We start from the raw sequence: 25,723 nt of genomic DNA on the forward strand, positions 1-25,723 counted from the left end.
GCGCTCAGGCCTTGTCGAGGATCGATCCGACAGCGCCACTCGGTTGCGGAGCGGAGGCCGACGGCCCGGCCTGATCCGGCTTCAGCCCTTTCATGATGTCGCGATTGACCGCGACCAGGGAATCGATGTCTCCGTCGCCTTCAAGTGCGAGAGCCGTCTCTTTCGTCACCCAGATCCCGAGGCTGACGATGGCCGCCCGCAGTTCCCGCGGCAGCTGATTGCCTGCGGTCCCGCAATCCTCAACGAAGACGTCCCAGACCTGTTTGTTCCAGTTAAGGGCGGAAGCGACCTGCGACATCTTCTTGGGATCGCCCTTGGCGCCCTTCTGGTTCTCGACCGCCTTGATCAGCTCGGAGGTGACCTGCGCCAGTAGCCGATACTCAGTGTCGCGCGATGTCGCGGTCTGATTGATGGTCTTCTTGTAGGCATCGATGCCGGACATCAATTAACTCCCAACCGCCTCAGGCGCGCCGATCTTGAGGATTTCCGCTTCGTAAGTCATCAGCGCCTTACAGGTTTTCAAGGCCCGGTAAAAGCGCTTTTCGTTCACATCCTGGACAATATTCAAAAGCGTCATGCGGACTTCTTTGAAAGTCGTCGCCTCCAGAAAGCTTTCAACCAACTCCAGGAAAACGCCGCGGTATTGATCAGATTCATCTTGATCGAGATACATTAACAAAATGGTAAAGTAGATCCGCTTTGCAGGAGTGTTCGCATCTTCCTCCTGCATGATGTCCTTACCCAAGAGGATCGTGGCCTCGTTCTGAAGCACCAGAGACGCACCCTTCTTGCCGGCAACCATCACGGCCCCGTTGACGACGAATTTCTCTCCCGGTTTCACATTGATTTTTAACGGCATTCGATGAAATCCGCACAATCAGCCTCAATGCACATTCATAACATCAAATGGGGGAATTCGAAAATGCGGTTCATCACAAACCGCGTCATCTTATTGGGATTTCCTCGAAATCACCCACCGACCGCGTGTCCGGCGCCCAGTCGGCCAACCAACAAGATAAAATAAAAAAATCGGGGGAATTTCTTCCCCCGATTTCCTTGAAGATATGATCCGATTTTAACGGAACAGACCCAGGAGGGACTGCGGACGCTGGTTCGCGATACCGAGAGTCTGGGTCGACAGCTGCTGCTGCACCTGCAGGGAGGTGAGGCGAGCAGACTCGCGAGCCAGATCGGCGTCGACGATGTTGCCGAGACCTTCTTCGGTGGCATCCCGGATCTGCTCCAGGAACTGCGTCTGCAGGTTGAGCGCACGAACTTCCGCACCGAGAGAGCCGAGCGCGGTGTTCACGACGGACTCAAGGTTGGAGAATTCGTTGGCAAGAATGCTTTGCGCGTTGGTTGCGGTCGCAAGCGACGCCGTCGCGATGTTGCCGACCTGAGTGGTAACCGCGCTCTGCGCCGTAAGGGACAGAGTGCCGCCAGCCAGGTTCGACAGCGTGTTGACCGAACCGGCCCCCGAGCTGATCAGGTTCACACCGTTGAACGACGCGTTGGCGATGAAGTTCGCCGCCTGCGAGACCAACTCGTTAAAGTCGGCCTCAAGGATGTCACGCTGCGCGGTCGTGATGCCTTCGTTGGCCAGCTCGGTGAGCTTGCCGCGGATGTCGGACAGAAGGTTGGAAACCCCGGTCACACCGGCGATCGCGACGTTACCGATACCCTTGGCGTTATTCAGGCCCTGCGCAACTGCGTCGATACCGCTCAACTCGGCCCGGATGCCCTGCGCGATGGCAAAGCTGGAGGCGTTGTCGAGAGCACCGGAAACCTTCAGGCCAGTGGACACACGGTTCTGCGTCGTATCCAAACCCCGGTTGATGGAGTTCAGGGTACGAAGCGCCGTGAATGCAGAGGGATTGGTAAGGATAGAGTTTTGAATAGCCATTTTGGCCTCCTCTTTCTAAGGACCGCGGAAATTTTTCCCGCAAGTTCAGGGGCAAGCCCCCAGAGCAAAACCCGCTTCTTTTGAGCGGATAGGCCATATTAACACAGAAAATAGTTGCGAAAAGTTTAATGTGAGTAAGGGATTGCCGCAAAAAATACGAACCTGTGGTTGCCCAAATTTAATCCGCTGAAATCATTGGAATTTCGCAATGAATCCGCTTCAGGCCGGATTGTGGCAAAACTCGCCCATTTCAGCCTGCCTGATCGAATTCCTCGCGCTCCGAACGCAAAAAGGGCGGCCGAAGCCGCCCTTTCGCAAGAATGTTTTTATCGTCACCGTTAGCCGAACAGACCAAGCAGAGTCTGCGGGCGCTGGTTGGCGATGCTGAGCGTCTGGGTCGACAGCTGCTGCTGCACCTGCAGAGAGGTGAGGCGAGCAGACTCGCGCGCCAGGTCGGCATCGACGATGTTGCCAAGACCTTCGTCGGTCGCATCCCGGATCTCTTCCAGGAACGTCGTCTGCAGGTTCAGGGCGCGAACCTCCGCACCAAGCGCGCCGAGAGCAGTGTTCACGACGGACTCGAGGTTAGAGAATTCGTTGGCGATCACGCTCTGAGCGTTAGTCGCCGACGTGAGAGCCGCCGTAGCAATGGTATTTACCTGCGTGGTGACCGCACTCTGCGCCGTCAGCGTCAGCAGGCCGCCGGCCAGGTTCGACAGCGTGTTGACTGAGCCAGCCCCCGAGTTGATCAGGTTCACACCGTTGAACGACGCGTTGGCGATGAAGTTCGCCGCCTGCGAGACCAGTTCGTTGAAGTCTGCCTCAAGGATGTCACGCTGCGCGGTGGTGATGCCTTCGTTGGCCAGTTCGGTCAGCTTGCCGCGGATGTCGGACAGAAGGTTGGAAATACCGGTCACACCGGCGATCGCGACCTTGCCGATACCCTTGGCGTTGTTCAGACCCTGGGTAACCGCGTCGATGGCCTTCAGTTCGGCTCGGATACCCTGCGCAATGGCGAAGTTGGACGCGTCGTCAAGAGCGCCGGCGACCTTCAGGCCCGTGGAGACACGGTTCTGCGTGGTGTCGAGGCTACGGTTGATGCCGTTCAGGGTGCGAAGGGCAACGAAGGACGACGGGTTGGTCAGAACGGAGTTTTGGATAGCCATGGTATAAAGTCCTCTTTCTAAGGGCTCATGATGATTCAGCGTTTTGCTGAAAGTGAGGTTTTCCTCACAACACCCATCATCCATAACTGCATAAACGTTGTCAATAAAAAAATTAAAATTGTAGATAAATTGTATATATCAATAATTTCAATCTATTAGCGTTAATATCACCCAATCCCCAGCCATATCTCCTTCCTGCCAGCCCCCATCCCGCGTGCCTCCCCCTCAATAACCGTGCCAGAACGGTTCGCCGCACCGATTGTCCGCACCGGGTAAAGGGCCGGGCAAAGATTTCCTCCCCGCATGGCAGATCTTGCCCCCCGCCCCTCATCGCGCTCGCGAAACCGACGATTTTCCGCCGCTCACCAGGCAATTTCCGCCGAGCTGGGCTTGGCCCGGTCTTTGCTTCCTCGAAACCGACACAACGCGTGAGGACAAACCATGTCTCCCGTATCGAATGCTCAGGACTATGCGATCGGCGTAACCGGAAAGCGCAGCAGCGCGCTGCCGTTTGACCCGATTGCGTCCCGGAAAGCGGACCGTCCCAAGTTCAGGCTCGAAGACTACGAGCGCAAGGATACGTCGGAGGTCCGGCATGCGGACTCGGCGCATCGCGAGCGAGACTCGCGCACCGAAGCGACGGACTCCCGCAAGGACCAGCCGCGCGAAACCGATCGCCCGGAGGCAAGGCAAGCGGACGACAACAAAAAGTCTGAAGCGAATTCGGGCAAGACCGCTGCGTCCGGCGCCTCCCGGAACACGGACGACGCCGTCCAAAGCACTCCGGAACAAAGGACGGCCGCTGCCGAAGCGCGAACTAATACAGAAACGCCCGCGACCGTCGAAGCGGGTGCGGCCGTCGATAAGGACAAGCCGGCGCAAGCCGAGCCGAAAGCGGCAGACAAAGGCACGCAGCAAGCCGGCGAAACCGCAGACGCCGCCGCACAGACCTCCCCCGCCGGCGGCTCGGCAGAGCTTACGGACGTTAAGAAGAGTCCGTCGACCAATGTTAGCTCAGATGCTTCGGACGAAACGGCTGCAAAAGAGCAATCCACAATCTCTCAGACAACTGAGACCGCAAACGTTCAAACCAAGGCTCAAATTTCGGCCGCGGCTCAAAGCCAGAATGCGACCGTGCCGGCGACGGCCGTGCAAGATGCCGCGGCGAAGAATGGGGCTGCTGATAAAACCGCGGACAAGGCGGTCGCTGAGCCGTCACGCGCAATTGCCGACCCGAAGCTCGCGGCTCTTCAGAAGCTGACGCAGCCGAAAGCGGCGCCGACACCGACGCCGGCGGCTGCCAACGGGGCAGAGGACAAGACGGCCTTCACGCTTCCGGTGCCCTGGCCGCCGCAAAAATCCGGCCTCCAGACGGCAACTACGGCCGTGAACGGTACTGCCAAACCGGCAGCGGACCTCCCGTCCGAGGCTTCCGCTCGCGCGGCCCAAGCGGTCGCCGCGGCCGCAACAAACGGCAAAACAACCGGACCGCAGACGAACGCTTCAGACATCAAGACTGCAGCGCCCCAGGCGGCGAGCCAGGGCAAGCAAGCCGCCGCGGCCAATGCGGCCGCTCAGAACGTGCCGAGGATCGAGATCGAGAATCCGGCCGCGGCAAAGCCGCAAGTCTCGTCGGATGCATCGATGCTGATCGCCAACAACCGGGCGGCTGCCGACAGCGGGCGATCGAAGCAGAGCTTCATCCCGTCGCAGAGCGAGACCATAGCGGCCGTAACGGCCCTTAACAGCCGGGTCCCGCGGTCCAACGCTCTTGGCGCCGCCCCGCAGAGCAATGCCGTGACCGCGGCAGTGGAGAAAGCCTCTGCTCAGAGCTCCGGCAATATCGGTCAGGCAGCAGCGGCGATCAACGTTGCAGCCAACACCGCCCAGTCCGCCACGCCGAACACCGGCGCCGCTCCGGCCCCCGTGCCGGGCCAGGTGCCTGTCGGTTCCGCGGAGACCATGATGGGCGGCCGCTCGCAGGGCGGCACGGGCCAGAGCAGCCTCAGCGAGCCCGGATCGAACGCGGGAGGTACGGCGCGTACCTCTGACGCCCCATCCACGAGCACCGGCAGCAGTTTCGGCGACAGCCTCAGGACGGCAGGAGCCGAGCGCAGTGCGCCCGCTCCCGAAACCCGGCAGTCTTTGCCCAGCCCCGCGGCCGAACAGGTCAAGGTGAAACTGGTCAAAGCTGCCGAGGGCGGCCTCGACAAGATCAAGATCCAGCTCAATCCGTCCGAACTCGGAAAAGTCGAGATTCGCCTAGAATTCGGCTCTGACGGCGGCGTTCGGGGGATCGTGACAGTCGAAAAGCCGGAAACTTTGCATCTTCTGCAGCGCGATGCCCGTCAATTGGAACAGGCTTTGCAAGACGCAGGATTCAAGACCGATGGTGAGGGCCTCGAGTTCCAGATGCGGGACGGCAACACCAACGAGAGACAACAGAATGCCGGAGCCGGAAACGGTTCTGTTTCGAAAGCAGGCGGCGACCTGACGGCTGAAGAAAAGCAGCTCGATACGGCCACTGCAGGGACTGAACAAAACGGTGTCAGCGAAGACGGTTCGCTGAACATGGTGGCCTAGGAGGCGACGGACATGGTGAGCGCAGTATCAAGCTCCAGCGATGCGAGCATCTTCGTTAGCGAACAGACGACCGAAGAGCGCCTCGAAGAGCAACGTAACCAGTTCCTGACCCTGTTTCTGACCCAACTGCAGAACCAGGACCCGACAAGCCCGATGGATTCGAACGAAATGACCAACCAACTGGTCCAGTTCACCTCCGTCGAACAGCAGATCGAGACCAACAAGTCTCTCGGCAAGCTTGTCAGCGCGCAGGTCGCGAACTCGAACACGGCGGCGGTCGGCTACATCGACCAGAAGGTCATCTTCAACGGCAACACCACAACGCTGACCGACCAGGGCGCGACCTGGGGCTACAAGGTTGACCCCAACGCAGATTCCGTCGCGATCAACGTGTTCAACGAAAGCGGTCTGCTGGTCTACACGACCGACGGAGACACAACTCCCGACACGCGCCACGAATTCGTGTGGGACGGCAAGAACAATGCCGGCGAACAGATGCCCAACGGAACCTATTCCGTACGGATCGGTGCCCTCGACAAGAACAACGACACGGTTGAGACCCAGATCGAGTCCGTCGGCCTCGTGACCGGCGTGGTCACCGGCGAGGAAGGTCCGAGCCTTCTGGTCGGCAACGTGGTCGTCGAGATGGACAAAGTTACGCGAGTTTCCGCCACCTAAGGCGGAAGGACCGGGCGGCCAGAGAGATGCCCCCGGCCACGGTGCCAGACCGGCACCATCGGTAGAAACGGTCGAGGCCTACGCCCCGGCCATGGATTGGAGGACTAGACATGAGTGTTACCGGCGGACTTTTCGCGGGCGTGGCGTCGATCGGCGCTCAGGCCACCGCGTTCGGTATTATCTCCGACAACATCGCCAACTCGCAGACGGTCGGCTACAAGGAAACCCAGGCGCGCTTCCAGACGCTGGTTACCCGCAGCCCCACCGCGACGGCCTTCACCCCGGGCGGCGTGCAGACCAAGCCGATCACCGACCCGAGCCGCCAGGGCCTGCTGCAGGCGACCAGCAGCACCACCGACATGGCGGTCGACGGCAACGGCTTCTTCGTCGTGAACGAAGCGCCGGAACCGGGATCCGATGACGAATACTTCCTGACCCGTGCAGGCGCCTTCAACACTGACGAAAACGGCCGTCTGGTCAACACCGCGGGTTACTACCTGCAGGGCTGGCGCACCGACGCCACCGGCGCCATCAACAACCAGGACACGCGCGACCTGCTGAGCAGCCTTGAGACGGTCGACCTGTCCCAGTTCGGCCAGATCGCGAACGCCACGGACGATGTAACGATCAACGCCAACCTTCCGGCGGGCTCGGCAACGGGCACGACCGTGATCACGAACATCACGATCTATGACTCGCTCGGCTTCGACTATCTGCTCGAGACGACCTGGACCAAGGCGGCCGCAGCCAACACCTGGACCTACGATTACACGCTGATCCGCAACCCGGGCACGGTCAACGCGACCTCCATGTCGCTCGGCGGCGCCGCACGGACCATGACCTTCAATACCGATGGCAGCCTGCGAAGCGTCAACGGCACCACCGCCGGCACGACCAACCAGTCGGCCACGGAAACGCTGACAATCACACGCGCCGAGTTCAGCCGCTCCGTTGCAACCGCCACGATCACCATCGACTGGGGTACCTATGGTCAGCCGACCGGCATGTCCCAGTTCAACGGCAATTTCGAAACCTCGCTGCTGAACCAGGACGGCTCCGGCCCCTCGGCCCTGATCGGTGTCTCGATCTCGGAAGATGGATTGGTCGCTGCGAATTTCGCCAACGGACAATCGAGAAACATCTACCGATTGCCCATAGGCACGGTACCTTCGTCGACAGAGCTTGAAACGGTGAACGGCAACGCCTACCGCGTGACCTCGACCTCCGGCGACATCGTGCTCAGCATCCCGACCAACGGCGGTACCGGCCGGATCCAGTCGGGCGCGCTGGAGAACTCGACCACGGACATCGCGACCGAGTTCACCGACCTCATCATTACGCAGCGGGCCTATTCGGCCTCGACCCGGATCATTACGACCGGCGACGAGCTGCTGGACGAAATCATCCGCATCAAGCGGTAAAGACCGCCTCCAGAGGTTTCTACCGCTGACTTTCTCGCCCCGGCTTTTCAGCCGGGGCTTTTTTTTCGAAGGCTCCGAAAGAAAGATCGCATTTTAAGGATTCTTTAGGACGCAGTGCATATCTTTGATCAACCGGCATTTTGATCATGCGTTGAGAAGATGACCGCAGAAAAGAACCGTAAAGAAAATAAGACATTGAAATCAACCGTAGCCCTCGAAAACGCAGAAGATCCGTTCGCGGGCCTGCCCCCGGCCAATACCAAACGGTGGGTGGTCAGCCGCAAGGCACAGGTCGTGCGCGCGGTGGAAGATGGCGTCATCTCTCTCGAACAGGCTTGCGACCGGTACAGTCTCAGCCATGAGGAATTCTCACACTGGCGGGAACTCATCAAAGCTCATGGCACGCGCGCGCTCAGGGCCACGCGTATTCAGGATTACCGTCGCGCGTCCCGCCGCTTCAGGTCCGAGCGTTGATACTGTCCCTGATCGCCTCCAGTTCGACGGCAATCTTCCGCAGCACCTTGCTCCATTTTTCCGATTGCCGCTTGGCGAAATAGCGCACGCTCGGAAACCAGGGGCAACGGCCGTTCTTGAAATAGGTTTCGGGAACCGGAAACGGGCGGAATTCGATCGTCTCCACTCCGATGGCGCCCGCCATCGCCGAAACCGAGGTTGCCGGACTGACCACAAGGTCCATACACCGCGTGAGCGAGGCCGCCTTCTCCAGGTCGTTCTTCAGATCGACATCGTCCCAATGGACCAGATCTATGCCGAAGGCACTCTTGGCCTTTTCGAGTTCCTCGGGCCGCGCGTCGTACTGGAGATTGACGAATGTCACGCCGTCGACCTTGAACAGCGTCTGCATGTCCTCGATCGTCGAATAATATTCGGTGCGGTACGCACCGGCGAGACCACTTCGCCAGCAAAGGCCCACATAGGGCCCCGGCCCCGCCTCGCTCAACCGCTTGCGGAACATGTCGACCAGTTCGGGATCCGGAACCAGATAACCGGAATGATCCGGAAAAGAGTCCTTGTTTCCACGGAACAGGCGCCCGAGCGTGCCGAACGGACAGGCGATATCGAAGGGCTCAATCCCCTCCTCCGCGGGCCAGTAGTGCGCGGGGACCACACGGGTCTGCGGGAAAGACCTCTGGAAGAGTGAGACCAGACGGGGGGCGCATTCCACAACCACTTCGCCGCCGCGCGCGATCGCTTCGGGGATCATGCTGGCGAACCGGATCTCGTCGCCGATCCCCTGCTCTGCGTAAAGGATAAGACGCGCTCCCTGGAAAGGATTACCGTTCCAGAGCGGCTGCGGAAACTTCCGCCACGGCACGCCGTTGTTCGTCGCGACCATGCGCCATTCGGTATGAGGCCACGCCTCTTCCCAATTCCCCTGGCGCAGCAGGCTCTGACCGAAATTGTGGTGTGCATGGGGGTTTTCCGGTTCGAGTTCCAGCGCACGCCTGAAGTAATAATTGGCCTGCTTGAACTCACCAAGATCGCCGAGCATGGTCGCCAGATTGGTCATTGCCTCGGGAAACTCGACCCCGACTTCAAGCGCCTTGCGCAACGATACAAGCGCCTCGGTCCTTCTGCCGAGCTTGGATAGGACACTGCCCAGATTGTTGTGAATGATCCCGAAATGGCCGCGCGCCTTCAGTTCCTTTCCACCCCACTTGAGGCAGTTCCGGTACCAGGTCAGAGCTTCTTCGTAATTCTGCTCGGCCTCGTAGATCGTGCCGAGATTACTCGCGATCATCGGATTTCGCGGCTCGACTTCCAGGGCTTTCTTCATCAGCTCGATCGCAACGGGGCGCCGTCCCATCTCTCGAGCAACGATCCCCATGCCATGCAAAGCATGCACGTCTTTCTCGTTCTCGTTCAGGACCTGCATGTATATTCTGCGCGCCTGCTCAATCTGGCCGGCTTCCAGCAAGCGGACGGCTTCGTTGTTGAGAGCGGCGTGGCGCGAACGCGACGTGTCAAATTTCATGCCCTGCACGATTGCCGGCGCCACCACCGGTACCGGGGCCTCCGATTCATTTTTCGCCATAGACAACGCTCCGGAGCATTCGGCGTGAGCGGTTCAACCGCCCTCGCAATGGTCTGACGTCAATTCTTCCTTAACCAATACCACAAGTATTGCCGCTAATTAATTGTTCTCTTTCGATTCACTGTCGGATATAGTCACTAGGCATTTTTTGCCGAGAGGACTCTTTCAATTTTCATAAGATATGTCTAAAATGCAATCTAATTGTGAGAGACGCCCAGCGCAGCACCACGCCAGCAGCTGCGCGCAACAGCGAGGGTCTTAACCCATGAATCCTCTCGTCGACCTGCTTCGAAATCTCGGCCCCATCCGTATCGCCGCTCTGGTCGGCACTGCGGTTGCCGTGCTGGGTTTCTTCATCTTCCTCGCCTCGCGTCTGTCGACCGGAGGGATGGCGCTGCTCTACGGCGACCTCGATCCGGCGGATAGCGGCGCGATCGTCAAGGAGCTTGAGGCCCGCAACATCGAGTACGAGCTCAAGGCCGGCGGCCAGCAGGTCTACGTTCCCGGCGACGAAGTGCTGAAACTCCGGGTGTCCCTCGCCGAACAGGGTGTCCCTGGCGGCGGCACGATGGGCTATGAGATCTTCGACAAATCCGACGGCCTCGGCACCACCAACTTCGTTCAGAACGTCAATCTGGTACGCGCCCTCGAAGGCGAGCTCGCCCGCACCATCGGGGCGATGAACAATGTCCGCGGCGCACGCGTCCATCTCGTGCTGCCGCAGCGCGAACTGTTCAGCCGGGAGCGCCGCAAGCCGAGCGCCTCCGTCGTCCTCCAGGTTCAGGGCGCCGGCCGCCTCGGCCGGGAACAGGTCCTTGCGATCCAGCATCTCGTGGCCGCAGCGGTTCCGGAAATGGACCCGCAGAACATTTCCATCCTCGACAGCCGGGGCCAGCTCCTCGCGCGCGGGACGTCCGAAGAAGACGGCGCGCTTCCGGGCCAGAGCTCCGAGGAAATGCGCCTCGCCTTCGAGAACCGCCTGCGCGGCTCGGTGGAGGAACTGGTCGAGCGTATCGTCGGCCTTGGCCGTGTCCGTGCGGAAGTAAGCGCGGAGATCGATTACGACCGCTTCACGGAACAGTCCGAAATCTACGATCCGGACAGCCAGGTCGCCCGCTCGACCCAGAGCATTTCCGAGAACGAAAGCTCCCAGGAACGGAACAAGCAGGACACGGTTTCGGTCGAGAACAACCTGCCGGAAGCCCAGGCCAATGCCGGTGCGGGTGACCTCTCCGCGCTTTCGGAATCCTCCCGCAGCGAGGAAACCGTCAACTTCGAGATCAGCCGGACCGTCCGCAACCGCGTTAAGGAAGCCGGCGAGGTCCAGAACCTGTCGGTCGCCGTCCTGGTCGACGGCCGCTACGTCGAAAACGAGGAAGGCGACAAGGTCTATCAACCTCGGACGGAGGAGGAACTGGAGCAGATCGCGACCCTCGTCCGCTCCGCGGTCGGCTATAGCGGCGAGCGCGGCGACACCGTCGAAGTCGTCAACATGCAGTTCGTCAAGCTCGAGCCGCTCGATCTCGATGACGGCTCGCTCCTGTTCGGCATCTCAAAGGACGAGTTCCTGCAGCTCGCGGAAGTGCTCGTGCTCGCTGTCGTCGGTCTGCTGGTGATCCTCTTGGTCGTCCGTCCGGTTCTGACCCGCCTCTTCGAATCCATGCCGACCACGCTGGCGGCCAGCGGCGGCGTTGGCGCGATCGGCGGGGCCGACGCGATCGCCCAGCTTACCGGCCCGGGCGCGACCGCAGACATGGCGGAATTGCTGGAGAGCGACGACGAGGAAGAGAGCCTTCTCGACCAGATGATCGACATCAATCAGGTCGAGGGCCGCGTCCGCGCTTCCTCGCTGAAGAAGATCGGTGAAATCGTCGAGAAGCATCCGGAAGAGGCCGTCGCGATCATCCGCAACTGGATGTATCAGGAAGCCGGTAATGCCGGCGGCGGCTGATCGGAGATAGAGGCATGAGCGGAACGGGAATGACGGATTGACGCGCATGGAGAAGCAGAAATCACGCTTCCTGTTCGACGATATTTTCGACGAGGAATATCAGCAGAAGCTCCGCCGCGCTGCCGAAGCCGCGCGCCTCGCGGAGGAAGAGGCGGCGGCCAATGCCCCGCCGACATATACCCAGGAAGAAGTCGACGATGCCAAGGAGGCTTCTTACCAGCTCGGCCGGCAGGAAGGCATGTCGGCGGCGATGTCGGGGATCGAGCAGCAGGTCGCCGTTGCGCTTGAAGGTGTGCTGGCCCAGGTCGGCAAGCTGAAGGACGCGCACCGCAAATGGACGAACGAGATGCAGCGCGACGCGGTCCGGCTCTCCGCCACCATCATGCGCAAGCTCGCTCCGGAACTGACGCGCGGCACCGAGCTGCCGCAGATCGAGCATGTCATCAACCAGGCTTTCCAGTTCCTCACCGAACAGCCGAAGGTCATGATCCGCGTTGCCACAGAGATCGAAGAACCACTGCGGGACAAGGTCCATCTGATGGCCTCCCGCGTCGGCTACGAGGGCGAAGTCGTCCTGGTCGGCGACCCGGAACTGGTGGCGACCGACTGCCGTGTCTCGTGGGCGGCCGGCGCGGTCGAGCGGTCGCTCGACGAAACCTGGCACGAGATCGACGAGATGGTCGAGCGCACGATCTCCGCCCTGCCCGCGCGATCGGGGATCGGCTCGGACATTCCGCCATCGGAAGAACCGGAAGCTTCCGGAGTCGCGCGTGAAGCCGAGACAGAAGACACACCGGCCGAGGCCGATCCGGCCCCCGAAACCGAACCCCTTGCGAGCGAAGCGGATCCAGAGATGGACGACGCCGTCCATCCGGACGAAGCTGACGTGAGGGAAAGCCAGAGCTAGCGCAGCATTGCCGCCAGAGGAGAGCTGAATGTCCGACGAAAGCGATGTCGATTTCGAAGATCTCGACGACATGGATATGGCCGCTGCGATGGAGCAGCAGGCCGCCGAAGAACCCGAGGAAGTGGTCGCTTCCGATGCTCCCGAGCGCATCAGCGCCCGTGAACTCGAGGCGGTCTACGACATCCCCGTTCAGGTTTCCGCCGTGCTGGGCAAATCCAGCATGCAGGTCAGCCAGCTCCTGAAGCTTGGCCGCGGCGCCGTCGTCGAGCTCGACCGCAAGGTCGGCGAGGCGATCGACATTTATGTGAACAACCGGCTCGTCGCCCGCGGCGAGGTCGTCATCGTCGACGAGCGCCTCGGCGTGACGATGACGGAAATCATCAAGTCCGACCGGACCGGCTGACCTTGAAAGCGGACAAGTTCGATGGCTGATCGCGCGACTGTAGAAGATGGCGCCCGTGCGCGTCCGGCACGCGCCCGCTCGTTCGATGTGCCGGAAAGCGGACGGACGATCGATATCGCGCTGATTTTCGGCCTTTGCGTCGCCTTTGGCCTGGTCGGTACGGCCCTGGTGCTCGGCGGCTCCGTGAGCTCTTTCTACAATCTTCCCTCGGTGCTCATCGTACTTATCGGCACCTTCGCCGTGACGCTGGTGTCCTTCAGTCTAACAGAGCTTCTGGGGGCGTTCGGCGCCGTCCTCGCGACGATCCTGCCGAAACGGTACGATCACCGGCTCGCCGGCGAGCGTTGCCTCAATCTGGCGGCGATCGCCCGCGACAATGGCGTTCTCGCGCTGGACCACGTGCTTCCTGTCATCGAGAGCGAGCCGTTCCTGCAGCGTGCGATTGCGATGACCGTCGACGGCGCCACGCCGCACCAGATCGATCAGGTTCTGGCGCAGGAGATCGATGCCGTGCAGGACCTGCGGCACCGTCACGCGGGCGTCTTGCGCCGCGCCGCCGAGGTCGCGCCCTCCATGGGCCTGATCGGCACCCTGATCGGGCTGATCCAGCTGCTCGGAAATCTCAACGATCCGAGCTCGATCGGACCGGCCATGGCGGTCGCCCTGCTGACGACCTTTTACGGCGCCATTCTCGCCTACATGGTGCTTGCGCCGATCGCGGCGAAACTGGAGCGGAACGCGGAAGCGGAACTGCTCGAATGCGAGATCTACCATGCCTGCGCGATGTCGATCGCGCGGCAGGAAAACCCGCGCCTGCTGGAGCGGTTGCTCAATACCAAGCTGCCGCCGTCTCAGCGGCTCGACTATTACGGATAGATGGGTGCGGCGGTTCCCGCCGCGCGAAGGGAGAATTGCCAGATGCGATTGCTGATCGTCGGCACACTGGGCGGACATATTAGCGCAGCCGGTCAGATCGCCCTGAAGAAGGGCGCCAAGGTAAGCCACATCGACAATGTCGACGGGGCCATGCATGCCTTGCGCAGCGGCCAGGGCGCGGACCTCGTGATGATCGACGTCGCGCAGCCGGTCGCCAAGCTGCTCCGTGCCATGAATCAGGAGCGGATCAACACCCCCGTCGTCGCCTGCGGCCTGGAGAACGATTCCGACGCCGCCGTCGCGGCGATCAAGGCAGGCGCAAAGGAATATATTCCCCTGCCCCCGAACGCCGAGCTGATCGCCGCCGTCCTGCAGGCGGTGACCGAAGAACAGAGCTCAGTCATCTTCAAGGATCCGATCATGGGCGCCGTGCTCAAGCTCGCCGACCAGATCGCCCCGTCGGATGCCAGCGTGCTGATCACCGGCGAGTCCGGTACCGGTAAGGAAGTGCTCGCGCGTTATCTGCACGAGAAGAGCAAGCGCTCGGACAAACAGTTCGTTTCCGTGAACTGTGCCGCGATCCCGGACAATCTTCTTGAGTCGGAACTGTTCGGTCACGAAAAGGGCGCTTTCACCGGCGCCGTCGCGCGCCGCATCGGCAAGTTCGAGGAAGCCAACGGCGGCACCCTGCTGCTCGACGAAATCAGCGAGATGGACATCCGCCTTCAGGCCAAGCTGCTGCGAGCGATCCAGGAGCGCGAGATCGACCGGGTCGGCGGCAACCAGCCGGTGAAGGTGGATATCCGCCTGCTCGCGACCTCGAACCGCGATCTGGAGCGGCATGTCCGCGAGGGCAATTTCCGCGAGGATCTCTATTTCCGCCTCAATGTCTTCAATCTGCAGCTTCCGCAGCTGCGGCAGCGCCCGGCCGACATCAAGCTGCTGGCCGAACATTTCGCGAAGAAATATGCCGAGGCGAACGGCATGCCCGCCCGCCCGCTCAGCGAGGATGCGGTCAAGCGCCTGCAGGGCCATCACTGGCGCGGCAACGTGCGCGAACTTGAGAACACCATGCACCGTGCCATCCTGCTCGCCTCGGGCGACGAGATCGGCGCGGAGGCCATCATCCTGACCGGCGAACAGATGGCACCGGCGGCTCCCGAAGTCCCGCCGCTGACCGCCGCGCCGGCGCCGAGGCCGGTAGAGAAACCGGCCCAGGGAGCCTTCCAGCCGGACTCGTTCGACGATGCGCCCGAACCGGCTCCCGCACCTGCGCAGCCGTCCTCTGCGACTGCGTCCGGAAGCGAACAGGGAGGCGATCTGGTCGGCCGCACCGTCGCCGACGTGGAGCGCCAGCTGATCATCGACACCCTGACGCACTGCCTCGGCAACAGGACCCATGCCGCGAACATCCTCGGCATCTCGATCCGGACCCTGCGCAACAAGCTGAAGGCCTATTCCGAAGAGGGTGTCAGCGTCCCGCCGCCGGGCGAAGCGGACCGGGCAACGGTCTGAACGGCGCCGGAGCGGACCCGAGCCATGAAACGCGCGATCATGAGAGCCTCTGAATGAGCGACACTTCGGGCCAGTCACCGCGGCCGGAAGGCGGCGGCTCCGGATCGGGCACGGCCCTTCCATCCTTCAGCCTCAAAGGGCTGAAGGGCATGACGATGCGCGGGGATATCTATCTCGCGCTCGGGGTGATCGGGATTCTCTCGGTCCTGATCCTGCCCGTGCCGACGATGCTGCTCGACATCCTGCTCGGCATCTCGATCGCACTCTCGGTGGTCATTTTGATGACCGTGCTTTTCATTGAGAAGCCGCTCGATTTCAATGCATTCCCGACGGTCCTGCTGATCGCGACGATGTTGCGTCTGGCGCTCAACCTGGCCTCGACGCGGCTGATCCTGGCGGACGGCCATACTGGCACCGATGCGGCCGGCGAGGTGATCCAGGCTTTCGGCGCCTTCATGATGAGCGGCAATGCGGCGATCGGGATCATCGTCTTCTCGATCCTGGTGATCGTGAACTTCATCGTCATCACCAAGGGTTCCGGCCGTATCGCTGAAGTCGCGGCGCGCTTCAGCCTCGACGCGATGCCCGGCAAGCAGATGGCGATCGACGCGGATCTGTCCTCGGGCCTGATCAACGAGGACCAGGCCCGGGCACGGCGCGAGGAACTGAGCGCGGAGAGCACCTTCTTCGGCGCCATGGACGGTGCCTCGAAGTTCGTGCGCGGCGACGCCGTCGCCGGCTTGCTGATCACCGTGATCAACGTCATCGGCGGGATGGTGATCGGCATCGCCCAGCAAGGCGTCAGCTTCTCCGACGCCTTCTCGACCTACACACTGCTGACGGTCGGCGACGGCCTGGTCAGCCAGATCCCGGCGCTGATCGTTTCGACGGCCGCCGGTATGCTGGTCACCAAGGGCGGCACGACGGGCACCACCGAGAAAGCCGTGTTCGGCCAGCTCGGCGGCTATCCGAAGGCGCTCGCGCTCTGCGCCGTGCTGCTTGCGATCCTGTCCCTGCTGCCAGGCTTCCCGACCTTCATCTTCCTCGCGCTCGCCGCTGCCGTCGGCGGGCTTGCCTACATGATCTACAACACGAACGAAAAGGCCGCCGCCGCAGAGGTCCAGCGCGAAGCCGAGGAAGCCGCCGCGCCGCCGCCGGAAGAGCCGATCTCCTCGGCGCTGCATATCGACCTCGTCCGCCTGGAACTCGGATACGGTCTGCTGCCCCTGGTGAACGAGACCGTCGAAGGCCAGCGCCTGACGGATCAGATCCGTGCCCTCCGTCGCCAGCTCGCGGTCGAGAGCGGGTTCATCATGCCGCAGGTCCGGATCCAGGATAATCTCCAGCTCCCGGCAAACACCTATGTCATACGGGTGAAGGAGATCGAGGTCGGACGCGGAGATATCCGCCCCAACCGTCTCCTGGTGATGGATCCGGCCGGTAATCCGATCGATCTCGCCGGCACCGAGACACGGGAGCCGACCTTCGGCCTTCCCGCCATGTGGGTCGGGCCGGAACAGCGCGAGGAAGCCCTCTTCAAGGGCTATACCGTGGTCGATCCCTCGACCGTGGTGACGACCCACCTGACCGAGCTGATCCGGGACAATATGCGTGAGCTGCTGTCCTATACGGAAACCCAGAAACTGCTCGACGAACTGCCGGAGCAGTACCAGAAGCTGGTCACCGACGTGGTCCCGTCGAACATCTCGATCGGCGGACTGCAGCGCATCCTCCAGAACCTCCTCGGCGAGCGCGTCTCGATCCGCGACCTGCCGACCATTCTGGAAGGCATTTCGGAGGCCGCGACCTTCACCCGCAACATCACGCTGATGACCGAACATGTCCGCACGCGCCTCGCGCGGCAAATCAGCGAACAGAATACGGCGGACGACGGCGTGATCCATCTCGTCACCCTGTCGCCGGACTGGGAGCAGACCTTCGCGAACTCCATCATCGGCCAGGGCGAGGACCAGCAGCTTTCGATGCCGCCCAGCAAATTGCAGGAATTCATTACCGCGCTGCGCCACACGCTGGATCAACTGGCCGAAATCGGGGAGTTCCCCGCGGTTCTGACGTCGCCGGGGATCCGACCCTACGTGCGCTCGATCGTCGAGCGGTTCCGCTCGCAGACTGTGGTAATGTCTCAGAACGAAATTCACCCCAAGGCACGGATCAAGACGCTTGGCCAAGTTTAGTTTACGTCTAGGGCGCCTCGAAGACGCGCTTCGCCGGTGAGGGACCCATGCGCCTGAAGACTTTCTCAGCCGATACGATGAATGACGCCATGGCGCTGGTGAAGCAGCATTTCGGCGAGGAGGCGATCATCGTCTCGACCCAGGCCGGCGAGAACGGAAAAGGTGTCCGCATCACCGCCGCCATCGATCAGGTCGACGACGATTACGACTTCGAGGAGGAATCCTACGAGGACGAGCTCTACCACGACCCGATCGAGATCATCACCGACGCCCTGCTGAACAATGGCGTTCCGCCCCAGCTCTCCGACGACCTGATTGCGGCTGCAGAGGAGATGGCGCTTGAGGATCCGGTGCTGGCCCTCGCCGGCGCCATCGACCGCTATTTCACCTTCGCGCCCATGCCGATCGGCAACGCCGAGAAACCGATCCTCCTGGTCGGCATGCCCGGCGCCGGCAAGACCGTCACCATTGCCAAGCTCGCGACCCAGATCGTGATGCGCAAACAGCCGGTGCGCGTGATTACCACGGATACCGTGCGTGCCGGCGGTTTCGCGCAGCTCGAGGCCTTCACCAAGATCCTCAAGCTCAAGCTGATCAGTGCCGGGACGCCCGAGGAACTGCGGGCCGCCGTCGCCGGCGCGGAAGGGCGCGGACATATCCTGATCGACTGCCCCGGGGGCAATCCGTTCGACGATGCAGACGTCGCCCGCCAGGCGCGCCTGATCAAGGCGGTCAATGCCGACGTGGTGCTGGTCATGGCCGGCGGCGCGGATCCGATGGAAGCCGCAGAGATCGCCCGGATCTACCGCGAACTCGGCGCCCGGCGCCTGCTCCTGACCCGGCTCGACATGACCCGGCGCTTCGGCTCCTATCTGAGCGCCGCCGCGGTGGCCGATCTGCAGCTTACAGAGGTCGGCGTCGGGCCGAATGTCGCCGACGGACTGCGGCCCATGAACCCGGTCACGCTGGCCCGATTGTTGCTTCCACATTCCGTGGTGCAGAACTTCGACGACGAAGAGCCGGAAGTGCGAGGCGCTTATGGCTGAGACCGTTAACAGGGAACCGGACGAAGGGTTTGTCCTATGATGTCGCCTGCCGATAAACCACGTCAGACTGCCGCCAGCGGGGCAGCCCTCAAGGGGCCGAAAATCCTCGCCGTTGCTTCGGGCAAGGGCGGCGTGGGCAAGACCTGGTTCTCCGTCACCCTCGCCCACGGCCTCAGCCGCATGGGCAAGAAGGTGCTGCTGTTCGATGCCGATCTCGGGCTCGCGAACGTCGATATCCAGCTTGGACTGATGCCGCAGCGCGACCTTGGCGGCGTGATCGGCGGGCGCCTTTCGCTCGCCCAGGCCAAGATCCACTATGACGACGGCAATTTCGACATCATCGCCGGCCGGTCCGGTTCCGGCAGCCTCGCTACCCTTCCCGCGAACCGCCTGCAATCTCTCGGGAACGAGCTCGTGCAGCTTTCGGACAGCTACGACCGGGTCGTCATGGATCTCGGCGCGGGTCTCGACCGCACGGTGCGGATCCTGGCCTCCCGGGCGGGACAGATCGTGGTCGTCACCACGGCGGAACCGACGTCGCTTACTGACGCCTATGCCTTCGTCAAGGTCGCACACCAGAACGATCCGAACTGCGACATCTCGATCGTCGTGAACAGCGCGGATTCCGTAAATGACGGCCGCAAGACCTATGAGACCCTGCGCAAGGCGACGATGAACTTCCTGAAGTTCGAACCGGCCCTGCTCGGCATCATCCGCCGAGACCGCAAGGTGATCGAGTCGATCCGGAACCAGAGCCCGATCCTGAGCCGTTTTCCGTCGACCATGGCGTCGAGCGACATGGAGGCCATCGTCGACAAGCTGCTGTAGCAGCGAAGAGAGCAGATTGAGCACCGTCCAGCCCACCGCCCCGACCCCGCAGACAAGCGCCCCCGGACAGGCTCCGGCGGCGCAGGTCGAAGGACGGGTTACGGGTGGGGCGAATGCCCTTCAGGCCGGTACAGGAACCGCGGCACAGCCGTCCGCACAATCCACGCCAGCACCGCAGCAGCCATCGGCCGCGCCACCCCAGAGCGGCGCGCAGCAGGCTCCGGCCCAACAGTCCTCCGCGCAAACGCCGGCCGCTCAATCGCCGGCGCCGCAATCGCCATCTCCCCAGCCGCCGCAGGCTCCGACGCCAACTCCGGCAGCACAAGGCTCTACGCCAGCCGCCACACCGCCGCAGAGTGGATCCTCGCAAAGCGGCACGCCCGCGCAGCCGCCTCAGGAAGCGACCGCGCGCCCGGTTCCTCCTCCGACCTCACCCCCGCCGCAGACTTCACCCCCGTCACAAGCGACGCCGGCGCAGACACCGGCGCGTCCGGTGCCACAAGAGGCGACCGTGACGCGAATCCTGACGGACGGGACCGTATCGGTGCGCACGGCCGCCGGAGAGGCGACCATCCAGATCAATCCGAAGCAAATCCCCTCCTTCCTGCGCGCCGGCGCCGTGGTCGCTCTGACGGCGCGACAGACGGAAAACGGTCTGCAGGCCCTGCTTCAGCCAAGATCGGCGCTCCGCGCGGATGCCGCTGGCCCGGCGGCCCGCACCGCCTCTCCGGCTTCATCTGCCTCTCAGACCCAGGGCCCCGTCCCCAAAGCGCTCCCGCCGTTGAGCGACGGACAAGTGACCCGCGCGACCGTCCTGCGTACGTCCTCGCTCCCGCAAGGTATCGCGAGCGGACCGCTCCCGTCCGCCGGCGGCGGCCTCAGTCCGCAGCAGGCAGCGCAGGCGGCCGCCCGCTACCTGCTTGCTTCCAGTCCGCAACTCAAACCTGCGATCACCATTCCTGCGGCTGCAACGCAGGCCTCCGTCCAAAGCGCCGTGGCAGCATCCCAGACCGCGACGGGAACCGGTGTCCCCCCGGCCCCCCAGACACCTGCAGGCGCGAGCCCGCAAGGAACGCCGGCAAGCGGCAATCCTCCATCCGCACAGGCTCCGACGCCGCAAGGCGCTGCGCCCACAGGCACGACACAAGCTCCTGCTATTCAGACTCAGACACCCGGGTCCGGATCCGCACCAACGCCCACGGCAACGCCGGCCGGCGCATCCACCACGAGCGGACAGGCGCAAACTCCGGCGCCGGCGCCAGCTACGGTGCCCCGGTCACCTTCCCTTCAGCCCGCTTCCGCTCCGGCCGGATCCGGTCAGCCTGCGCCGATCCAAACCTCCGTAGCCGGTCCGTCCACCCAGGTGGCGTCACCGGCATCAGCCTCGGGCACGCCGGTGGCCGCTTCATCAACGGCGGTGCAAAGCGGTTCCGCGGTAACGGAATCCGCTGCCGCGGCTTCCCCGACGACCTCGCGGCAAGTAACGCCTGCGCCCCACTCCTCCGCCAGTCCCGTAAGCGGACAGACCGCCACCTCTGCCCCGGCCGCATCCGTTCCGCATCCGGCCACCGCTCTGCCGCCCGGCGCGGACTTCCCTGTCCGGGTGCTCTCCGTCGGACAGCCTGCGAGCAACGCCCTTGTCGCGCAGGCCGGTTCCGGGGGCACGGTGATTTCGGGAACGATCGTCGCCACCGGCGGGAATGGCCAGGCGATCGTGAATTCCTCGGTCGGCTTGCTCGACATTGCCGCGCGCGCCGAGAGCAGCCAGCTGCAGTCGGAAATCCGCATGGAAATGCTGTCCCGTGCCGCCGCCGAAAGCGCCGGGCGGAGCGGCACCTCGCAGCAGACGCCGCTCTCGGTCCTGTCCCGCGAATGGCCGGCACTGGAAGAGAGTCTGCGCGCGCTTGAAATCGCAGCGCCCCAAGGCGCAGCACAACTTGCCGCGACCATCGCCCGGCCGGGTCCCCAGCTGACCGCGTCCATGCTGTTCTTTCTCGCCGCGGTCCGCGGCGGATCGCTCGGCAGCTGGCTCGGCAAGGATGCCAGCCAGAGCCTTGAGAGTTCGAACAGCCGCCTGCTTTCCGCCCTCAGCGGCGATTTCCAGTCGCTCAACCGGGCGAGCGACGGCGGTCCGGAGAGCGGCGGCTGGCGTGCCTTCTTCATGCCGATGCAGAACAACGATGTGATGGAACAACTGCGGTTCTTCATCCTTCCGGCTCCGTTTCAGCCACGGGACGACAGGAAGAAGCGCCGCGACGAGGACAGCGAGGAGAGCGGACAAGACGGTGAAACCCGTTTTATCGTCGACCTTGCCCTGAGCGGCCTCGGCCCATTCCAGATCGACGGGTCGGTCGCAAAGAAGTCGCTCTCCCTCCTGATCCGTACCAGGCACGCGCTGCCGTCACAGATGCGGGCGGACATCATCGACATCTTCGAGACCACGGCTGCCCGAACAGGCATGGAAGGCGCGGTCAGCTTCAAGGTGCAGAAGGAGTTTCCCCCGCTTCCGCTCGCCGAACTGATGCCGGACGGACGGCAGGGGCCGGACGTCTACGCGTGATCGCCTGCCCCCGAAACGCTAGCTTTCGCGCCGCTTCATGATGTTGAGCGCGATCTCGTCCAGTTCCATCTGCTCGAGCCGGGCGATCCGTTCCGCTTCCCGGGCGGCATGCTGTTCCTGCGCGGCTTCGGCCTTGCGGAGCTCCTGATAGGCGTCGAGGACCTCCTCGTTGGCGGCATCGATCTCCGTGCGCTTCGCCGAGATACGGCCGGCGAGGGCTTTTTCGCGCTGCTTGAAATGGACCATGTAGCCTTCAAGTGTCCGGCGCGCTTCCAGGGAAGCGCCAGCCGCCTGCTTTTCCTTCTCGAACTCTCGCTTCATAGCCTCGGATTCTGCGAGCAACGCCGCCTCCTCCGCGAGCAGAGCGCCCATCGCGCGGCGCTTTTCATCAAGTTCCCAGGTTCTGAGGCGGACGAGTTGTTCGAACTGGCTCACGGCTCACCCTAATCGTCGTCGTCCGCTTCGGGAGACGCGTCGCCGATCATCGAAAGGATCGCATCGAGCTGATCGTATCCGGCATCGAGCGTCGCGGCCTCGTTCTTGTCCTGCGAGAGGAAACGCTCGAGAGAGTCATGATAGAGGATTGCCTCGTCCACTTCCGGATCGCTGCCCCGGCGATAGGCGCCGAGGCGGATCATGTCGGCCATGTTCTCGTAGGTCGCCATGAGAGATCTGGCGCGGCGCACCAGAGCGTTTTCTGACGCCGTGTTGCAGTCCGGCATGGTCCGCGACACGCTTCGGAGCACGTTGATGGCGGGATAGCGCCCCCGGTCCGCGATCCCGCGGTCCAGCACGATATGGCCGTCGATGATGCCGCGCACCGCGTCGGAGATCGGTTCGTTGTGATCGTCGCCCTCGACCAGCACGGTGAAGAGTCCGGTGATCGTCCCCTCGCCAGTTCCGGGCCCCGCCCTTTCCAGCAGTTTCGGCAGCTCGGCGAAGACCGTTGGCGTATAGCCCTTCGAGGCCGGCGGCTCCCCGGTTGCCAGACCGATCTCGCGCTGCGCCATGGCGAAGCGGGTCACGCTGTCCATCATGCACATGACGGTCTTGCCCTCGTCGCGGAAATATTCCGCGACGGCAAGTGTCAGATGGGCCGCTTGCCGGCGCATCAGGGGCGACTCGTCCGAGGTGGCGACCACCACCACGCTGCGGGCGAGGCCTTCCTCGCCGAGGTAATCCTGGATGAATTCCTGCACTTCGCGCCCGCGCTCGCCGATCAGCCCGATCACATTCACCTCGCTCTGGGTGAAGCGGGCAATCATCGACATCAGCATCGACTTGCCGACTCCGGAGCCGGCGAAGATGCCCATGCGCTGGCCCTTGCAGACCGAGATGAAGGTGTTGATCGCACGAACCCCGAGATCGAGCTTCTCGCCGACACGCTGACGGGCATGGGCCGGCGGCGGCGGGGTTTTCACCGGACAGCCTTTCGGACCGTCGCCGAGCGGCCCCTTGCCGTCCACCGGCTCGCCCATGGCGTTCACGACCCGGCCGAGCCAGCCCTCATGCGGAAAGATCACGGGCGCCGCATCGGAGATCTCCGCACGGCTGCCGATGCCGATTCCATCGAGCGACCCGAACGGCATTGCCAGCGCGCGCCCGTCCTTGAATCCGACGATCTCGCAGCTCACCCGCGTGCCGCTCCGGGCCTGCAGATGCAGCCGGTCCCCGATCGAGAGCGCCCGGTCGACGCCGCCGACCTCGACCATCATTCCCAGAACGGCGGTCACCCGGCCGTAAAGCCGGAACTCGGCAATCTTGTCGATTTCAGATGCGAGGTTTCCAAGGGCTGTCGCCACTTGACGCTCTCCTACAGGGACAAAAGCCCTTTTCAGGCCCGTTCGCCAACCTAGTTAATAAAGTCTATCATCAACCAAGACGTCTGGCACGCTTTCGCCCCGGTGAAGCCATAGGTTAACGGTTTGTTTATCTAAAGACGTTAACGTTTATAATAAGGAAAATTTAGGGAGGGTCCCATGCGAGTACTCCTGGTAGAAGACGATACCGCGACCGCGCAAAGCATCGAACTGATGCTGAAGTCCGAAGGTTTTGTCGTCGACGTTACCGAGCACGGAGAGGACGGTCTCGAAATCGGCCGTCTGTACGATTACGACATCATCCTGCTCGACCTGATGCTGCCGGACCTCGATGGGTATGAGGTCCTCCGCCGTCTGCGCAGCTCGAAGGTCGAGACGCCGATCCTGATTTTGTCGGGCCTGTCCGAAATGGACAACAAGATCAAAGGCCTCGGATTCGGCGCCGACGATTATCTTACCAAGCCTTTCGACCGGCGCGAGCTGATCGCCCGGATGCAGGCGATCATCCGCCGCTCCAAAGGCCATTCCGACTCGGTCATCGAAACCGGTCCGATTTCGGTCAACCTGACGACACGGAGCGCGGAGGTCGACGGCAAGCCGGTCCATCTCACCGGCAAGGAATTCGCGATTCTCGAGCTGCTCTCCCTGCGCAAGGGCACGACGCTGACGAAGGAGATGTTCCTGAACCATCTCTATGGCGGCATCGACGAACCCGAACTGAAGATCATCGACGTCTTCGTCTGCAAACTGCGGAAGAAGCTCTCGAAAGCGACCGGCGGTGCCAACTACATTGAAACGGTGTGGGGCCGCGGCTATGTGCTGCGCGATCCGGAAACCGAGACCGCATCGAAGAGCAAGCGGGTCAAGGAGCCGGCCGAGTAGCCGCACTTTCTCCGACCGATCAATAAAAAGGGGCTGGCCCGATCGGAGCCAGCCCCTTTTTTGTGTCCCGAACCGCCTGCCGGCCGCGGTGTCAGATCGCGGCCTTCTGACCTCCGGCACCGGTCGGCATGTACATGCCGCGCTGACCCTTCACCGGCTGGAACTTGTCCGTGATGCTGATCACGGTTTCGGCGCCGCCAAGGTAGAGATACCCGTCCGGAGCCATTTGCCGGGAGATCCCGTCGAGCACCTGACGCTTGGTGTTCTGATCGAAATAGATCAGAACGTTGCGGCAGAATACGACGTCGAAATTGCCAAGGGCGCGCGGATCCTGCAGCAGGTTGAACTCACGGAAGGTCACCATCCGGCGGATCTTCTCGTTCAGCTGCCAGCGATCCCCGTCCTGCTGGAAATACTTCACCAGCAATTGGACCGGCAGACCGCGCTGCACTTCGAACTGCGAATAGATGCCGGAACGGGCACGCGCGATCATCTCGCTGGAAATGTCTGTGGCGATGATCTCGATGCGCCAGCCGGCAAGCCTGGCGGACAATTCGTCGAGGATCATGGAAAGCGAATACGGTTCCTGCCCCGAAGAGCAGGCGGCGCTCCAGATCCGGATCTGCTTCTTCGCCGCACGGGTCTCAAGTAGCTTCGGCAGCACGACGGTCTTGAACTGCTCGAAGGGAGTCCGATCGCGGAAAAACAGGGACTCGTTCGTGGTCATCGCGTCGGTGATGGAATTGACCAGCCGCTCGTCCCGCCGGGAACGGAGCGTCGATACGATCTGTTCGATGGAATTCAGCCCGTGGCTGCGCGCAACCGGCTGCAGCCGCGTTTCAAGCAGATATCCTTTGTCGGGAGTGAGAACGAGACCCGACTGTTTGTACAGCAGACTGGACAGGAATTCGAAATCTGAGCTGTTCATACCAG

At 62.6% G+C, this 25,723-nt stretch carries 23 protein-coding genes; 14 read left to right on the forward strand and 9 right to left on the reverse strand.

Annotated features, from left to right (window positions below):
- Positions 1 to 4 precede the first annotated feature (4 nt).
- The 4 genes from flaF to JJ959_RS05650 all read right to left on the reverse strand — a co-directional run bounded on the left by flaF (position 5) and on the right by JJ959_RS05650 (position 3,069).
- Positions 5 to 442: a flagellar biosynthesis regulator FlaF gene (gene flaF / locus JJ959_RS05635; RefSeq protein ID WP_292880651.1), complete on the reverse strand. Its 438-nt coding sequence runs from the start codon at positions 440 to 442 to the stop codon at positions 5 to 7.
- 3 nt (positions 443 to 445) lie between these two features.
- A complete protein-coding gene (gene flbT / locus JJ959_RS05640) occupies positions 446 to 859 on the reverse strand; it encodes a flagellar biosynthesis repressor FlbT (protein WP_292880654.1) in 414 nt (137 codons plus the stop codon).
- A gap of 216 nt (positions 860 to 1,075) precedes the next feature.
- A complete protein-coding gene (locus JJ959_RS05645; RefSeq protein ID WP_292880657.1) occupies positions 1,076 to 1,903 on the reverse strand; it encodes a flagellin in 828 nt (275 codons plus the stop codon).
- A gap of 338 nt (positions 1,904 to 2,241) precedes the next feature.
- Positions 2,242 to 3,069, reverse strand: a complete 828-nt coding sequence (locus JJ959_RS05650) for a flagellin (protein WP_292880660.1) — start codon at positions 3,067 to 3,069, stop codon at positions 2,242 to 2,244.
- Positions 3,070 to 3,510: 441 nt separating this feature from the next.
- Here JJ959_RS05650 and JJ959_RS05655 point away from each other — a divergent pair, with 441 nt between their 5' ends.
- The 4 genes from JJ959_RS05655 to JJ959_RS05670 all read left to right on the forward strand — a co-directional run bounded on the left by JJ959_RS05655 (position 3,511) and on the right by JJ959_RS05670 (position 8,225).
- Complete coding sequence (locus tag JJ959_RS05655; protein WP_292880662.1) at positions 3,511 to 5,652, forward strand: flagellar hook-length control protein FliK; 2,142 nt, start codon at positions 3,511 to 3,513, stop codon at positions 5,650 to 5,652.
- Positions 5,653 to 5,664: 12 nt separating this feature from the next.
- The gene (locus JJ959_RS05660; RefSeq protein WP_292880664.1) at positions 5,665 to 6,330 is read left to right on the forward strand and encodes a flagellar hook assembly protein FlgD; all 666 of its coding nucleotides are present in this window, start codon (positions 5,665 to 5,667) and stop codon (positions 6,328 to 6,330) included.
- Between the two features lie 110 nt (positions 6,331 to 6,440).
- Complete coding sequence (flgE, locus tag JJ959_RS05665; RefSeq protein ID WP_292880666.1) at positions 6,441 to 7,751, forward strand: flagellar hook protein FlgE; 1,311 nt, start codon at positions 6,441 to 6,443, stop codon at positions 7,749 to 7,751.
- A gap of 159 nt (positions 7,752 to 7,910) precedes the next feature.
- Positions 7,911 to 8,225 carry a DUF1153 domain-containing protein gene (locus tag JJ959_RS05670; RefSeq protein ID WP_292880670.1) on the forward strand — a complete coding sequence of 105 codons (315 nt, stop codon included), beginning with the start codon at positions 7,911 to 7,913 and terminating at the stop codon, positions 8,223 to 8,225.
- Here JJ959_RS05670 and JJ959_RS05675 read toward each other — a convergent pair.
- Positions 8,209 to 9,807 carry a tetratricopeptide repeat-containing glycosyltransferase family protein gene (locus JJ959_RS05675; protein ID WP_292880673.1) on the reverse strand — a complete coding sequence of 533 codons (1,599 nt, stop codon included), beginning with the start codon at positions 9,805 to 9,807 and terminating at the stop codon, positions 8,209 to 8,211. The two genes, JJ959_RS05670 and JJ959_RS05675, sit on opposite strands and share 17 nt — an antisense overlap.
- 265 nt (positions 9,808 to 10,072) lie before the next feature.
- Here JJ959_RS05675 and fliF point away from each other — a divergent pair, with 265 nt between their 5' ends.
- Genes fliF through JJ959_RS05715 form a run of 8 tightly spaced genes read left to right on the forward strand, consistent with a single transcriptional unit; the run spans position 10,073 to position 19,528 of the window.
- Positions 10,073 to 11,758 carry a flagellar basal-body MS-ring/collar protein FliF gene (gene fliF / locus JJ959_RS05680; RefSeq protein WP_292880676.1) on the forward strand — a complete coding sequence of 562 codons (1,686 nt, stop codon included), beginning with the start codon at positions 10,073 to 10,075 and terminating at the stop codon, positions 11,756 to 11,758.
- 46 nt (positions 11,759 to 11,804) lie between these two features.
- A complete protein-coding gene (locus tag JJ959_RS05685; protein WP_292880679.1) occupies positions 11,805 to 12,665 on the forward strand; it encodes a FliH/SctL family protein in 861 nt (286 codons plus the stop codon).
- Positions 12,666 to 12,693: 28 nt separating this feature from the next.
- Complete coding sequence (gene fliN / locus JJ959_RS05690; RefSeq protein ID WP_193179925.1) at positions 12,694 to 13,068, forward strand: flagellar motor switch protein FliN; 375 nt, start codon at positions 12,694 to 12,696, stop codon at positions 13,066 to 13,068.
- A gap of 21 nt (positions 13,069 to 13,089) precedes the next feature.
- Entirely contained in the window at positions 13,090 to 13,944 is an 855-nt protein-coding gene (locus JJ959_RS05695) for a MotA/TolQ/ExbB proton channel family protein (protein WP_292880682.1), read from the forward strand.
- Positions 13,945 to 13,986: 42 nt separating this feature from the next.
- A complete protein-coding gene (locus JJ959_RS05700) occupies positions 13,987 to 15,459 on the forward strand; it encodes a sigma-54 dependent transcriptional regulator (protein ID WP_292880685.1) in 1,473 nt (490 codons plus the stop codon).
- 53 nt (positions 15,460 to 15,512) lie between these two features.
- On the forward strand, positions 15,513 to 17,654 hold the full coding sequence (flhA, locus tag JJ959_RS05705) for a flagellar biosynthesis protein FlhA (protein WP_292880688.1): 2,142 nt from the start codon (positions 15,513 to 15,515) through the stop codon (positions 17,652 to 17,654).
- Positions 17,655 to 17,701: 47 nt separating this feature from the next.
- Complete coding sequence (locus JJ959_RS05710) at positions 17,702 to 18,700, forward strand: hypothetical protein (RefSeq protein ID WP_292880691.1); 999 nt, start codon at positions 17,702 to 17,704, stop codon at positions 18,698 to 18,700.
- 39 nt (positions 18,701 to 18,739) lie between these two features.
- The gene (locus JJ959_RS05715; protein WP_292880693.1) at positions 18,740 to 19,528 is read left to right on the forward strand and encodes a MinD/ParA family protein; all 789 of its coding nucleotides are present in this window, start codon (positions 18,740 to 18,742) and stop codon (positions 19,526 to 19,528) included.
- A 1,317-nt stretch (positions 19,529 to 20,845) separates the two neighbouring features.
- Here the strand turns inward: JJ959_RS05715 and JJ959_RS05720 are convergent.
- Positions 20,846 to 21,316 carry a hypothetical protein gene (locus tag JJ959_RS05720; protein WP_292880695.1) on the reverse strand — a complete coding sequence of 157 codons (471 nt, stop codon included), beginning with the start codon at positions 21,314 to 21,316 and terminating at the stop codon, positions 20,846 to 20,848.
- On the opposite strand from JJ959_RS05720, the gene JJ959_RS05725 reads away from it, so the two are divergent.
- Positions 21,315 to 22,088, forward strand: a complete 774-nt coding sequence (locus tag JJ959_RS05725) for a hypothetical protein (RefSeq protein WP_292880698.1) — start codon at positions 21,315 to 21,317, stop codon at positions 22,086 to 22,088. The two genes, JJ959_RS05720 and JJ959_RS05725, sit on opposite strands and share 2 nt — an antisense overlap.
- A gap of 18 nt (positions 22,089 to 22,106) precedes the next feature.
- Here the strand turns inward: JJ959_RS05725 and JJ959_RS05730 are convergent, their stop codons facing one another.
- Both JJ959_RS05730 and fliI read right to left on the reverse strand, forming a co-directional pair.
- A complete protein-coding gene (locus JJ959_RS05730; protein ID WP_292880701.1) occupies positions 22,107 to 22,523 on the reverse strand; it encodes a flagellar FliJ family protein in 417 nt (138 codons plus the stop codon).
- A gap of 8 nt (positions 22,524 to 22,531) precedes the next feature.
- Positions 22,532 to 23,890 carry a flagellar protein export ATPase FliI gene (gene fliI / locus JJ959_RS05735; protein WP_292880704.1) on the reverse strand — a complete coding sequence of 453 codons (1,359 nt, stop codon included), beginning with the start codon at positions 23,888 to 23,890 and terminating at the stop codon, positions 22,532 to 22,534.
- Positions 23,891 to 24,067: 177 nt separating this feature from the next.
- On the opposite strand from fliI, the gene ctrA reads away from it, so the two are divergent.
- Positions 24,068 to 24,790: a response regulator transcription factor CtrA gene (ctrA, locus tag JJ959_RS05740; protein ID WP_292880706.1), complete on the forward strand. Its 723-nt coding sequence runs from the start codon at positions 24,068 to 24,070 to the stop codon at positions 24,788 to 24,790.
- 91 nt (positions 24,791 to 24,881) lie between these two features.
- Here the strand turns inward: ctrA and JJ959_RS05745 are convergent, their stop codons facing one another.
- Positions 24,882 to 25,718: a protein-glutamate O-methyltransferase CheR gene (locus JJ959_RS05745; protein WP_292880708.1), complete on the reverse strand. Its 837-nt coding sequence runs from the start codon at positions 25,716 to 25,718 to the stop codon at positions 24,882 to 24,884.
- Positions 25,719 to 25,723: the final 5 nt, after the last annotated feature.

Source organism: Nisaea sp. (assembly GCF_017640745.1).
GTDB lineage: Bacteria > Pseudomonadota > Alphaproteobacteria > Thalassobaculales > Thalassobaculaceae > Nisaea.